The organism is Acinetobacter sp. DSM 11652 (assembly GCF_900109815.1).
GTDB lineage: Bacteria > Pseudomonadota > Gammaproteobacteria > Pseudomonadales > Moraxellaceae > Acinetobacter.
The window spans coordinates 1-12,668 of the sequence record NZ_FOBK01000011.1 but is presented as its reverse complement, the minus strand read 5'-3'; the positions used below and the strand labels follow the sequence as shown (position 1 = coordinate 12,668).

The 12,668-nt window shown below is 38.0% G+C and carries 12 protein-coding genes; 6 read left to right on the top strand and 6 right to left on the bottom strand.

Annotation, left to right across the window (positions count from 1 at the left end; translation table 11 throughout):
* Window positions 1-73: 73 nt before the first annotated feature.
* Together BMW42_RS11020 and BMW42_RS11015 are read right to left on the bottom strand one after the other, a co-directional pair.
* Window positions 74-616 (bottom strand): glutathione peroxidase, encoded by a 543-nt coding sequence (locus BMW42_RS11020; RefSeq protein ID WP_092767876.1) that lies wholly within the window; start codon window positions 614-616, stop codon window positions 74-76.
* A 116-nt stretch (window positions 617-732) separates the two neighbouring features.
* Complete coding sequence (locus tag BMW42_RS11015; protein WP_092767874.1) at window positions 733-1,254, bottom strand: hypothetical protein; 522 nt, start codon at window positions 1,252-1,254, stop codon at window positions 733-735.
* 339 nt (window positions 1,255-1,593) lie between these two features.
* Here BMW42_RS11015 and BMW42_RS11010 point away from each other — a divergent pair, with 339 nt between their 5' ends.
* Window positions 1,594-2,502, top strand: a complete 909-nt coding sequence (locus BMW42_RS11010; RefSeq protein ID WP_092767872.1) for a DMT family transporter — start codon at window positions 1,594-1,596, stop codon at window positions 2,500-2,502.
* 384 nt (window positions 2,503-2,886) lie between these two features.
* Here the strand turns inward: BMW42_RS11010 and BMW42_RS11005 are convergent, their stop codons facing one another.
* The 3 genes from BMW42_RS11005 to BMW42_RS10995 are packed head-to-tail and all read right to left on the bottom strand — an operon-like array spanning window position 2,887 to window position 5,867.
* On the bottom strand, window positions 2,887-3,456 hold the full coding sequence (locus BMW42_RS11005; RefSeq protein WP_035268223.1) for an L-threonylcarbamoyladenylate synthase: 570 nt from the start codon (window positions 3,454-3,456) through the stop codon (window positions 2,887-2,889).
* Window positions 3,457-3,504: 48 nt separating this feature from the next.
* Window positions 3,505-4,701 (bottom strand): DNA-processing protein DprA, encoded by a 1,197-nt coding sequence (gene dprA / locus BMW42_RS11000; RefSeq protein ID WP_092767870.1) that lies wholly within the window; start codon window positions 4,699-4,701, stop codon window positions 3,505-3,507.
* A 14-nt stretch (window positions 4,702-4,715) separates the two neighbouring features.
* Window positions 4,716-5,867 carry a LysM peptidoglycan-binding domain-containing protein gene (locus BMW42_RS10995; RefSeq protein ID WP_092767868.1) on the bottom strand — a complete coding sequence of 384 codons (1,152 nt, stop codon included), beginning with the start codon at window positions 5,865-5,867 and terminating at the stop codon, window positions 4,716-4,718.
* A gap of 122 nt (window positions 5,868-5,989) precedes the next feature.
* Between BMW42_RS10995 and def the strand changes: the two genes are divergently transcribed.
* The 4 genes from def (at window position 5,990) to BMW42_RS10975 (ending at window position 10,276) form a co-directional block, all read left to right on the top strand.
* Complete coding sequence (def, locus tag BMW42_RS10990; protein WP_035268228.1) at window positions 5,990-6,520, top strand: peptide deformylase; 531 nt, start codon at window positions 5,990-5,992, stop codon at window positions 6,518-6,520.
* 86 nt (window positions 6,521-6,606) lie between these two features.
* Entirely contained in the window at window positions 6,607-7,062 is a 456-nt protein-coding gene (locus BMW42_RS10985; RefSeq protein WP_228133268.1) for a DUF2946 domain-containing protein, read from the top strand.
* 70 nt (window positions 7,063-7,132) lie between these two features.
* Window positions 7,133-9,178, top strand: a complete 2,046-nt coding sequence (locus BMW42_RS10980) for a TonB-dependent copper receptor (protein WP_092767866.1) — start codon at window positions 7,133-7,135, stop codon at window positions 9,176-9,178.
* A 168-nt stretch (window positions 9,179-9,346) separates the two neighbouring features.
* Window positions 9,347-10,276 carry a metal-dependent hydrolase gene (locus BMW42_RS10975; protein WP_092768017.1) on the top strand — a complete coding sequence of 310 codons (930 nt, stop codon included), beginning with the start codon at window positions 9,347-9,349 and terminating at the stop codon, window positions 10,274-10,276.
* A 42-nt stretch (window positions 10,277-10,318) separates the two neighbouring features.
* On the opposite strand, the gene BMW42_RS10970 is transcribed toward BMW42_RS10975, so the two are convergent.
* Complete coding sequence (locus tag BMW42_RS10970) at window positions 10,319-11,527, bottom strand: oxygenase MpaB family protein (RefSeq protein WP_092767863.1); 1,209 nt, start codon at window positions 11,525-11,527, stop codon at window positions 10,319-10,321.
* Window positions 11,528-11,611: 84 nt separating this feature from the next.
* Between BMW42_RS10970 and BMW42_RS10965 the strand changes: the two genes are divergently transcribed.
* The gene (locus tag BMW42_RS10965) at window positions 11,612-12,214 is read left to right on the top strand and encodes a TetR/AcrR family transcriptional regulator (protein ID WP_092768015.1); all 603 of its coding nucleotides are present in this window, start codon (window positions 11,612-11,614) and stop codon (window positions 12,212-12,214) included.
* The last annotated feature ends 454 nt before the right edge of the window (window positions 12,215-12,668 follow it).

Genomic DNA, 12,668 nt, shown 5'->3' with positions numbered 1-12,668 from the left:
GATTAATGAAGATATTTATTGAATTGAATAATAAATAATCAAGTGACAGGATCGTCACTTGATCTTGATGAGATTATTTCGCCAGTTCAGCATTAATTGCATCAACAATACGCGTATCATCTGCGGTGATGTCTGGTGCAAAACGAGCAACAACTTCCCCTGTTTTTGAAACTAAGAATTTCTCAAAATTCCATAATACTTCAGGGGGATTATTAGGCGTTAAACCGTAATCAACCAGATCTTTCCACCACGGCCCCTCACCAAGACGCTCTGGAATGGCATTTGTTAAAGTTTCATATAGCGGATGTTTGTCTTCTCCAACCACTGGAACTTTCGCAAAAAGAGGGAAGTCCACTTGATAATTCACTGAACAAAATTGTTCAATCTCTTCATTGCTTCCTGGTTCTTGTTCAAGAAAGTCATTGGAAGGAAAGCCAAGAATTTCGAATCCTTGTTGTTTTTTTTCACTATAGAGTTTTTGCAGACCTTCGTACTGTGGCGTAAGGCCGCATTTAGACGCTACATTCACGATCAATAATACTTTGCCTTCGTATTGTGATAAATCAACAGGCTGCCCCTGAATTGTATTTACTGGAATGTTATAAACTGAAGCCATTTCAATGTCCTAATCATAAAGTACTTAAAATATGTAGATTGAAAATACCATGGCATATAGATCTCACCAAGATGTCTACAGTGAAAAAAAACAGGCCTGACGGCCTGCTTTATGAGTTAAGATTTTGTCCCGACTTGGTTTTTAAGATTCTGCATGTCCTGTAACAAGCTTTGTTGTAACTCAACAGCTTTCTTTTGTAGTTCAGTGATTTCATTCATATCAGGCTTTTCTTTAACACCTGCTTCTGCGAGGTCCAATCCAAGCTCATTCGATTCTTTCATTTTATCTCGAAGAGATGCACCTTCAGTACTTTTGAGCGCAAGTTTGTCTAGATCATCATTAAATTGATCCACATAGTTATCCATCTTCTCAACCACTGCGTCTAATTCAGCTTTATTATTGTTTTGCGCAGCTTGTGTCACTTCGTTTTGAAATGCCAAAGCCTCTTGAGCTTTTGTATTTGAAATTTGATCCAGTAAATCTAAGTCATGTTGAATATCTGCATTTACATTGGTACTTAATGTATTGCTTTGAACCGTTTCAGCGGCAGTAGGTGAGGATTGATCGTTAGACTTTTTATCACAAGCGGTTAGAAAAACAGCTGTAGTGCATAGTGATGCAATGAGGAGTTTTTTCATAATTTATCCTTTTTATATGCTCGGTTCAATGCACTCACATTCACGATGAAGCACATTGAAAAATATTCAGTTAACCCGTTGATGGGAAAATTCAAGCATTTACGATCTCATAGCTCACACACAGCTTCTAGTGTTGTTTTGTAGAGGAATCCCTGTAAAAAAGTGAAAAGTGTTTTAAAATAGAACAGCACTCTACTTAATTTTTAAGTAAAAATCTCAGACTTAGATGGCTGTTCTGCAGTCACTAACAATGAAGGGGAGTGTGTTTCATGGAATGAAAAAGTCTAAAAATTGATGAAAACTTGATCTTAACGATTAAATAAAAATTAGGATGAAAATATGACATTTGAAAAAAAGCATTTGCTCTGGGCTTTATCATTGCCAGTCATTGCTGTATTGATTTGGTCGTTGAATATAGCCATTACACGATATGTTGCAGAGTATATTTCACCTGTCAGTATTAGTTTTTATCGTTGGATTATTGCTTTTTTGATTTTAACACCCTTTATTCTACCTAAAGTCATCAAACAGCGTACTTTGGTACGACAAAATATAGTGAAATTAGCAGTGCTGAGTGCATTTGGTATGGTGCTTTATCAGGGGTTAGCTTACACCGCAGCACATTACACGACTGCAACCAATATGGGCATAATTAATGCCTTTATTCCAATTTTCACCATTTTTGTTTCATTGATGATTTTAAAAGAGTTTCCAACTCGATTTGCAGTGGTGGGTAGTATTTTATCATTTATCGGGCTGATTTATGTTATCGGTCAGGGGCGTCTAGATACACTGATGCATCTGGGTGGGCATTGGGGCGACATGATTATGATCGTCGCGGTATTCTTCTATGCTTTTTATGGTGTATTTCTCAAAAAGTGGCAACTCGAGCTCCCTTTAATGATTAGTCTTTATATTCAGATTGGTTTTGCAGTGTTGTACCACTTACCATTCGTTGCCGTATTGGGTCTCGATGCAATTGATCTGAATAACGGCTTAAGTGTGTTATATGCGGGAATTTTCCCTTCGATTATTGCGCCGTTAGTATGGATGTTGGCTGTTCAACATTTAGGCCCAAATCGAACTAGCATCTTTATGAACTTAATGCCAATCTTTACCGCCATTATTGCTTACGTTTGGTTAAAAGAAGCATGGACGATTTATCACAGTTTAGGCGGAATCGTGATTTTGATAGGTATTGCTTTAGCACAGAAAAAAACTTCATTCATAAAGGCTAAGAGTGTTTAAAAAACAGACAATCGATTTATTTTTTTATTATACTTAAAATCTATAAAAGCTTATTGATCTAAATTAACTATCATTAGGCTTTTTAAAAAGTAAAATTAATAATTAAAAATAGGTACTTAATTATATCAATTGAACTAATAATTAATCTTTATAAGAAAAACGATGATTTTAAACTCTAAGTCTTAGTAATTGTGTAATATTTTTTTTGTAGCATAATATGCGTACTGCAGAGAAAGCGATAATACACTCTTTTTCTGTACAGATGAATTTCTGAACCCTCTGGATGTGATTAGCACATCCTTTTATATGCTCAGTCAATATCTTTATGACTGAGCTTTTTTTTGTCTTAAATAATAAGTTTTAAGTCTCAGCATATCATGCTGTTTAAGCACGAATGACATCACCAGTTTCTGCATCTAATATTCGGCTAGGTTCTTGGCTCAGGCCTAAATCTCCATTTAAATAATTTAATTCAGCACCAAAGTACTGATTGACTTCTTGCAATGAGCGAGCGGGGTCTAAACCAGCAGGATTTGCACTGGTTGAAACAATGAACCCATCAAATGCGTTACACAGTGCGATGCAAAGAGGATGGTTGGTGACTCGGATAGCAACCTTAGGATGTTTGCCTCGAATCCAAAGTGGTATTTGCTCATCAGCTGGGAGAAGCCATGTTGTGGCGCGATCTTGATAAGATGTTTGTGACCAACTTTCAATCACCGCATCGCGGCGGTCTTGAGGCAGCTTTGATAATAAATGTTCAACCTGACTGACTTGACCAGCCAGTAAGATCACCCCTTTTTCGATAGGGCGTTGTTTTAATCTTAAAATTTCTTTAAAAGCATTTTCATTAAAAGGGTCGCAACCTAAGCCCCATACTGCTTCTGTAGGATAAGCCAAAACTTGACCTTGTTTTAGACATTGAGCAGCCTCAGCAACTGAGGTTGTTAACATAAGCGTTCACCATTCTCTTGATTGAAAAGACTATTGTGAACCTTAATTTTAATTACGGCAACGTAGGTATAACCCAGATTGTTGAATACAGCGTCCTAAAAGTTCTAACTCCATCAAGTGACTGGTGAGTGTCGCGGTGTCTAAATCAAGGGTTGCAGCAATTTGATCGAGATCGCGTCCAACCCAATCTAATTGTTGAAATACAGCTAACAGATGTATAGGAATCGAATGCTCATCATCCTCATGCTTACTTAACTTTGGACGGTCTACTGAAGGAGCTATTTCGTCATTTTGGACTTCATTAGGATTGTTTTTTCGTGACAGTGATGCTTGTTGATGTTGCCATTGAGTCGGTAGGGCTAAATCTTCAATGATCTGCTCAGGATGATCAACTAAGATGGCACCTTCACGAATCAACTGATGGCAACCTTGATGAAATTCACTATAAATATGACCTGGAATTGCAAAGGTCGTTTTACCTTGATTTGCAGCAGCTTGGGCCGTAATTAATGAACCACTGCCCAATTGAGCTTCCGCTACCAATATTCCTAAACTTAAGCCACTTACGATTCTATTTCTGCGTGGAAAATTATGCTGAAGCGGTTTTGTACCGGGTAAAAACTCAGAAATGATGGTCCCGTTCTGCTTCAAGATTTGATCATGTAATGGGCGATTTTGTGATGGGTAAATTAAATCTAATCCTGTACCGATAACGGCGATTGTTCTGCCATGTTGCAAAGCACCCTGATGGGCTGCTTCATCAATCCCTTGTGCTAATCCACTCGTGATATAAAAACCTTGATCACTCAGATAATACGCAAAATCATATGCGACTTGTTTGCCATGTGGACTTGGTTTACGGCTTCCAACAATGGCAATTTGTGCTTCAGACAAGTGCTGTGCTTTACCTTTCCCAAATAAAATTGGGGGGCGGTCATGATAGGGCATCAATTGCTGAGGATAGTCTGGATCTTGCTCAGTGAGCATAAAATCAGAATGTTGATGAATTTGATACAGAATTCGCTCAAATTCTTGTTGCTGTTGATCAGAGAAAAATTGAGATGCACGCTCGATATGGTTTTTATGTAAGTTGAGCTGATGCCATTGATTTAGATGATTTTTCTGTACAGCATCTTGAGCTGAACCAAAATGCTGAACAAGTTTTTGATAAGCACTGAGTGAATGTTGAACGAGGTACCAGAGTTTAATATAAGCCAACTGATGGTCGTTAATCTCGTTCAACATATCCGCACCTAATTTTAATTTTCAACGATTGGTGATGGTTCTAATACAGCACCTACTTTAATTGGAAGTGCGCTGTCTAGCACGTAAGCGTAACTTAATTGATCGAAAGTTTTAAAAATCATTAAATTGCCCACACGCTGATTAGGCAGTTGAATATTTTCTTTGGTCTTCGGGTCTTTAACCACTTCGCCTTGTTGGAAAATACTTAACACGTGACCATTTTTTGCACCGTGAACGTTTCCTCGGTTAATGGTGACAACACTATGTTGAGCTGCTGTACCAATAGAACCCATAACACGAATCACTTGACCGCCTGGCTGAATATCCGTTGTTGCCGTTGGATAGAAGAGGCTTGGTAATTCATTTTGAAATTTAGGTAAAACGTAATCACCGCGACGAACTTCGGCATTAAAACTTTGTTTAAGCTCTAAAGTTGAAATTTCATTTTCGTTGGCAACAGCGACTGCAGTAGCTACCTCAATCAGTTCAAGTGCACCTGTGTATTTTTTCCCTTTTTCATCTAAGAAAACATACGGTTCAGCTTCACGATAAACACCGTAGCTTTGTCCAGGGTTAATCCCTTGACCACGTGCATAAACTGTTTGACCTTCCCCAGCAACGATACGACGATCTGCCGAACCGAGAATATAAGGTGTGCTTTGCAAAGCATCAGGCGCAACGATGATACTTCTTTCTAGCCAAGGTTGAATATCATCCAAGGGAATAATTGGAATGGTATTCCCTAAGCTTTCTACACGTACTTGAGGTTTTAGATTGATAGCACCAAGATGACGACGAATAACGCCTTCACAACCGTCACCTTCATCTTTACCAATCAGTGGACGCCCATCTAATGTACAGAGTAGTAAGCGATCACCCGGGTAGATCCAGTGTGGATTTTTGACATGTTTATTGGATGCCCAAATTTCTTTCCAACGCCAAGGTGAGCGCAAAAATTTACCTGAAATGTCCCACAAAGTGTCGCCTTTTTTGACCACATAAACGTGAGGAGCACCAGCCTTAATCGATGGTGGGCTTACATTTGGACTGGCTTGTGTTATTTGCGCGGTAAACAAGCCCGCACTTATGCAAATTGCAAGTGAAAGGCAATGTTTCTTTAACCCCAGAGCATGTGAAAAAGCCATGCCATTGAAAACCTTTTTCATTATCATAATTCCTAAAATTATGTATCTATTTGCGCTATAATACGCATATTACACGTATTATTTGATGAAGCATTAACTTCATTTAATTTTTAAGATCAATGGCATAGCCGGTGAGGAGCAGCATGGCCTTATTACCAATTTTAAGTTTTCCTGATCCCCGTTTGCGTACTATTGCCAAACCTGTAGAGGAAGTGACGGATGAAATTCGTCAACTTGCTGCAGACATGTTTGAAACCATGTATGAAGCACCAGGTATTGGTCTAGCTGCAACCCAAGTTGATCATCATATTCAGCTTATCGTCATGGACTTGTCTGAAGATAAAAATCAGCCGATGGTTTTTATTAATCCTAAAGTCACCCCATTAACTGAAGATACCCAACCTTATGAAGAGGGTTGTCTATCAGTTCCACAAATATACGATAAAGTTGAGCGTCCGTCACGCGTCAAAATTGACGCAATTAACTTAGAAGGGCAAGCTTTTGAATTAGAAGCTGATGGTCTTTTGGCAGTATGTATCCAGCACGAAATGGATCATCTGAACGGAAAATTATTTGTTGATTATTTATCTCCTTTAAAACGCCAAAGAGCGCGTGAAAAGGTAGAAAAAGTCGTTCGTCAGCGTCAAAAAGAAAAAGTTGCTGTAAAGCGTTAATTCTCTAAGAATTTTAAATATGTTGATAAAGCCCAATTTCGATTGGGCTTTGTTATAATTGCTCAAATTTTATTTGGAATGACAATTTGTTCCGCAATGGGTTGCTGCTGAGTTTCGCAGCAGTATTATTACAGATCGCTGTTTTTCTTCAGCCTTTGCTTCCAGCGCAATATCAAATTGCGCCGGTCTGCGAAACGATCACCCGTGCCTTATTCGAACAGCCTAATCATTCTGGTCTTACCACGCTCGTTCATCACGCTCATCATGTTTCCACTTCACATGCGTTACATGAACATCATGAGTTTAAGCGCTATGTTGAATCCTCGCATAGTGGGCACGATCATCATGACCCAAACCATCAATGCCAATACTGTACTGTATTTGGTAATTTGATTTTGCCACCTGAGCTGAATGTTAAAGAAGTTTTTGTACGTTTAAATATACGTTTGATCGCATTCCAAAAAGCGTTCAAACATATTTATTTCGACTTACAGCGTTTATTCCTTTTACCTCAAGGTCGGGCACCGCCACTCTTTTCTTAAATATTGTCTTTATTTTTAGGGTCTTGAATGACTCTAGCATTGTCATATTTAAATTTTGAGTGAATATATCATGGCTCAGCCAAAATTCTATTTACAGCCACTAGCGGCTGCGATTTCCATTGCCTTTATTGCGCAAACTTCATTTGCTGAAGTCCAATCTACAGCTTCAAATCCAACACCTGATACACACATGACGAACTTAGCGCCAATTGTTGCTACAGCTCTACAAGGTAATGATGCTAATGGCTTGATTGTACGTGCAAACCCGAAGCAACCCATTCAGCCTATTCCTGCGTCGGATGGTGCAGATTACTTACAAAGTATTGTAGGGTTTAGCAGCGTAAATAGTAGTGCAGGTACGAACGGTGATGTGACCTTTCGTGGAATGTTTGGATCACGAATCAAAATTCTAACAGATGGAACTGAAAATTTAGGCGCATGCCCGAGTCGTATGGATTCACCGACTTCGTATATCTCACCTGAGAGCTATGATCGAATCTCGGTGATTAAAGGTCCCCAAACTGTCCAGTACGCCAACACAGGTTCAGCAGCAACAGTGATTTTCGAGCGACGCCCAGAACAATTGAATGATGAAAAAAATTATCGAGGTCAGGCAAGTGTATTAATGGGCTCTTTTGGGCGTTTAGACCAAAATATTGAGGCAGCGGTAGGAGATGAACAAAAATATATTCGAATCAATAGCAACCGATCAGTCTCAAATAGTTATCAAGATGGTAATGGGGCGACCGTACCATCAGATTGGAAACGATGGAATGCAGATTTAGCATTGGGCTGGACACCTAATGCAGATACATGGATCGAGTTAACTGGCGGTAAGGCTGATGGTGAGGCTGTATATGCTGGGCGAGATATGGATGGTTCTAAATTTGCCCGCGAGAGCTTGGGATTAAGATTTGAGAAAAAGAATCTCTCAGAGGTAGTTAAAAAAGTTGAGGCGCAAGTCAATTACAACTTTAATGATCATGTGATGGATAATTTTAGTTTGCGTGATGTTGATGGCGCGGATCGCGCTATGAATGTGACACGTCGTACTTTGAATGCACGTTTAGCCACAACGATGGAGTGGGATAAAGCAATATTCATTACGGGTGTTGATACTCAGAATAATCAACATGCTGGTGGAATGTATCATTCAAGCATGCCAATGATGAATACTCCACTGACAGAGGATATGAAGTTTCAATCTTATGGCGGGTTCACTGAATTATCATATCCATTGAATGATCATAATAAGTTGGTCACAGGTGTTCGGGTTGATCAAGTTAGGATTAAAAACTTAAAAATGGTTCAAGAACGTCAGGAAACATTACCAAGTGGTTTTATACGGTTTGAAAATCAGCATCCAGAGCATGATGCTAAAACCTATATTGGTCTAGGCTATGTAGAGCGCGTACCAGATTATTGGGAGTTGTTTAAGACAGATTATCAAGGCAATGCTGTTGCTACCTTCAAGGATTTAGAAACAGAAAAAACTTTACAGTTGGATGTTGGATACCAACATAATCACGGGGCATTCAGTTCATGGGCATCAGCTTATGCGGGTTTGATTAATGATTTCATATTATTGAATTATGACCCAGCAAAAATGACTGGTCATGGTAAAAATGCTGCTGATTCTAGAAATGTCGATGCGACAATCGCAGGGGCAGAAGCTGGAATAGGTTATCAATTTACCGATGCTGTTCAGGCAGATCTTAGTGCGATGTATGCTTGGGGAAAAAACACAACTGATCATCAACCTTTACCTCAAATATCTCCGCTGGAAGCACGTGTAAATTTAAGATATGTCCAAGAGCGCTTTAACTTAGGTTTATTGTGGCGTGTGGTAGTTGGGCAGGATCGTGTCAGTATTAATCAAGGTAATATTGTAGGTAAGGATTTTAAAACGAGTTCAGGTTTCTCGACGCTGTCTTTAAATGGCACTTATCAAATTCATCAAGGTGTCGATTTGAGTATTGGAATTGATAATGTTCTGGATAAAGTTTATACGGAACACTTAAATAAAGCAGGTAGTGCTGGATTTGGTTTTGCACAGAATGAGCAATTTAATAATATAGGACGTAATTATTGGGCGCGTGTGAGTATGAAGTTCTAGTCATATTCAGTTTATTTGACGTATTAAGCCTAACACCCATTTAGATCGCCGTCTGAATGGGTGTTTTCTTTAAAATTGTCAGACATAAAATATGAATGTCCTTAAATGATATTGTGATGAGATTATCATTATTTTAAAAATAATAAAAAAGATGTAATGGATAATAAAATGACAACAATGAGTCAAGTTCATCAACTACATGGTCGTAAAGTAAAATTTGATTTCAATCATATTCCAAAGCATTGGATTGAAAATGACCCTGTTTCCACCCATATGTTGAATACAGCACATATGATTTTACCTGCGGGTGAGTTTTGGTTTTGCCGTGTATTTAATAAAGCTTTACCGTTCGTCAAAGACGAACAATTAAAAGCTGACGTGAAAGGTTTTATTCAGCAAGAAGCGATTCATGGTCGTACTCATCAACATGCACAAGTTTATTTTGATCAACATGGATTAGATGTAAAGCCGTTCATTCAACGCATGCATTATCTTTTTGAAATCCTTTTGGGAGAAAATCCAGTAGGTATCAAAATGATGAAAAAAGTGGTTGGTGAAAAACGTTGGTTAATCTTCCGACTGGGTGTGATTGCAGCCATTGAGCACTATACTGGTGTGGCAGGGCAGTGGAGCTTGGACAATACTTCATTGGATAAAGCTGATCCAATCATGGCTGATCTATTCCGTTGGCATCTTGCTGAAGAAGTTGAACATCGTACGGTTGCGTATGATTTGTTTAAACATATGTTTGAATCAGAGTTTAATTTCCAAATTTCAAAAAATGCTTTGATGACCTTTATCTTCCCTATTATGGCAGCGGTTTGGGTTGAAGGCGGCAAAACAATTTTGAAACAAGATAAAGATGCAGGTAAGTTTAGACATATGGGTACTTTAAGACTCATTATGCAAATGGAAAAAATTAGTCGTAAGACCGATCATATTCCTACCTTCAGTCATTTAACTTTAGCTACTATCCGTTGGTTTAGTCCAAAGTTTCATCCTGTGCAAGAAGGTAATACTCAACAAGCTTTGGATTATCTAGCACGCTCTCCATCAGCACTTCGAGCTGAGCAAGAGGCAACATTAAAAATGGCTTAAAAATATACATGCAAAAAACCGAGCCTTAGCTCGGTTTTTTATTTATTGATGCATACTTGCCAGCTGTTTTCCTGCATTTTGATATAAATCGAGAGCTTGTTCTTGTTGTGATCGCCCTTTACGCTGTAAATAAAGATCAAGCTTTGGTATTTTTTTTGCGCCAGCATAAATCACAGTATTTTTAGTCAGTAGATACAGTGGATACCACGGCAGTATTCGAGGCTTAAGCCCTAAATTTTTCATTTTTTTACGGCCCATAAAGATTTGGGTAACATCTAAGTGATTCTGGTAGGCTTTCTTCTGCATGAAACGTTTAAAATGTTTATATTCGCGTTCAAATGGTTCTTTGGATAGGCTTACTGCAAGCTGACGACTACTTTCATCCACTTGAGGATGAGCATAATTCATCCATTGCAATAATTTCCAGCCTTCAGACTCTTTATCAATCAGCCAGTGTTCGTCAACACCCATTAACCAGCCCGTATATTTCCAAAAATGCATAATCGCATCGACTTCACTTTTAGTTGGAAAAATACCGATTGCTCGAATACCTAAAAGCATTACACCGCTGAAAGCAATATTTGTCATTGCCTGATCATATTGGTTAATCGGCATTCCCCAGATATCCCAGTCCCAATCTTTAGATTTTTTTAGATGGTAGCGAACTAAAGAATGGATGAAACGCACAAAAATTGTTGAAGTAAAGCCATCATTAAAGCGTTGAAATCCATTCGGCTTAGTAACATCTAGCCACCATTTATGCGTTTCTGCTAAGCGCTTGCCTGCATATTTGCTTAGAGCACCTGTTAAAATTAAAGGTTGATTAAAGCCAGGGTATTGATATCCAGTCATTAGCGCGAGATCACGCATAATAAAAGTTACATTCGAGCCTAAACGATGTGTGAATTGAATTGCACGATCAATTTTTTCTTGATCGAACCAAACAGGCTGTTGTTCCACGAGATCAAAGAATGCTTTGATTTCAGGGACTGGTTTGGGAAGAGCATCTAAGCCTTGATATAAGGCTGTTTCAAAAAGCTTTCGATTTTCGCGTGGATTGCTCATCACCCAATCCATTAAGCGATCCATCGGCAGATCACCCGTATGTAAACTTTCATTTAACTCTAAATATTCAGCATAAGTTGGAATGAAGTTTTGATCGGTCATTTTGTGTAGAAGCTTAGACAATAGATCGCTACGCTTCATTCGCTCATATGAAGCCATACGTTTTGGAATGCTAAAATTTGACATGGTGTAATTAATCTGGTTATTGTTTGATCAAAGATTAATATGAATATTTATTCGCATTCAATTCGCATTATTAGAATGGCAGCTATGAGAAAAAGACCACAACAACAAAGAGCAAAGCTGGTAGTCGATAGTATTTTGGAAGCGACTCTGATATGCATTTCTGAAATGGGCCTAGATCAAATCACTACGCCAAAAATATCTGAAAAATCAGGGGTGAGCGTAGGCTCTATCTATCAATATTTCGAAAATAAAGATCAGATAATTTTAGAATTGTTACGCCGTAAGAGTGAAAACTTAGGTTTGTCACTTAAAGCGCTGGCGATGAATCAAGAAGAAATGGATTTAAAAACCTTAGTCGATGTTAGTCTTCAATTCGGATTTGATGTAATGAGAGAAGATAATGGTTTCTTCTTTGAAGTCCTGAAACATTGGCATGGCTACAACAATTCCGAAGCAGCAAAGGTTTTAGAAAAACATTTTTTTGAAGTTGGTTTATATGTATTTAATCGTTTCTATCGTCATTGGGACTTCGAAACACTTAAGCATAAATCTTTTGTAATTATTAATAGTACCTTGTTCACAATGATGAGGTTTGTAAGCAACAATGATTTTCTTATTTCAGAACAACAGCTTAAAAGAGAACTAAGTGCAATGATTTTGTCTTATTTAGACAGTGATAAGAGTTAAAAGCTCATACAAATAAAAATTATATATAAAAAACATATAGTTAATGTTTATTTGGTTTATTAACTATACAAACAAATAGAAAAGATTGAAAAAGTAGTTGCGTAAGAAAATAAATAGCCTATAATGCACATCCATCGGCGGTGATGTTGATTAAAACTTGTTGAAAAACAAGGATTTAGCTGAATAGGTTGGATCTAAGTTTTGAGAATAAGTTAGAAAATAAATTAACATTTCTAGTTGACTTTCTGAAAAGAAAGGGTAATATAGCCGACCTAGCTTGATGCTGACGAAGCATTAAGAAGATCATTAAGAGATTATGAAGAACAACTTGTGTGGATTTTTACTGGTTGATTGATCGATATATATTATCATTGATTGATGGTAGAAATTTCTCGAAGTTTATTTGAGCAAATTTTTTGTCAGTAATTGATGAGCCAAGATTGGTACACTATAT

Excerpts from the sequence above, each read along its gene's own strand:
- BMW42_RS11010 (WP_092767872.1), top strand. The coding sequence starts at position 1,594 with ATGACATTTGAAAAAAAGCATTTGCTCTGGGCTTTATCATTGCCAGTC.
- BMW42_RS10965 (WP_092768015.1), top strand. The coding sequence starts at position 11,612 with ATGAGAAAAAGACCACAACAACAAAGAGCAAAGCTGGTAGTCGATAGT.
- BMW42_RS11020 (WP_092767876.1), bottom strand. The coding sequence starts at position 616 with ATGGCTTCAGTTTATAACATTCCAGTAAATACAATTCAGGGGCAGCCT.
- BMW42_RS10975 (WP_092768017.1), top strand. The coding sequence starts at position 9,347 with ATGACAACAATGAGTCAAGTTCATCAACTACATGGTCGTAAAGTAAAA.
- BMW42_RS11005 (WP_035268223.1), bottom strand. The coding sequence starts at position 3,456 with ATGTTAACAACCTCAGTTGCTGAGGCTGCTCAATGTCTAAAACAAGGT.
- def (WP_035268228.1), top strand. The coding sequence starts at position 5,990 with ATGGCCTTATTACCAATTTTAAGTTTTCCTGATCCCCGTTTGCGTACT.
- dprA (WP_092767870.1), bottom strand. The coding sequence starts at position 4,701 with ATGTTGAACGAGATTAACGACCATCAGTTGGCTTATATTAAACTCTGG.
- BMW42_RS10980 (WP_092767866.1), top strand. The coding sequence starts at position 7,133 with ATGGCTCAGCCAAAATTCTATTTACAGCCACTAGCGGCTGCGATTTCC.
- BMW42_RS10970 (WP_092767863.1), bottom strand. The coding sequence starts at position 11,527 with ATGTCAAATTTTAGCATTCCAAAACGTATGGCTTCATATGAGCGAATG.
- BMW42_RS11015 (WP_092767874.1), bottom strand. The coding sequence starts at position 1,254 with ATGAAAAAACTCCTCATTGCATCACTATGCACTACAGCTGTTTTTCTA.
- BMW42_RS10995 (WP_092767868.1), bottom strand. The coding sequence starts at position 5,867 with ATGAAAAAGGTTTTCAATGGCATGGCTTTTTCACATGCTCTGGGGTTA.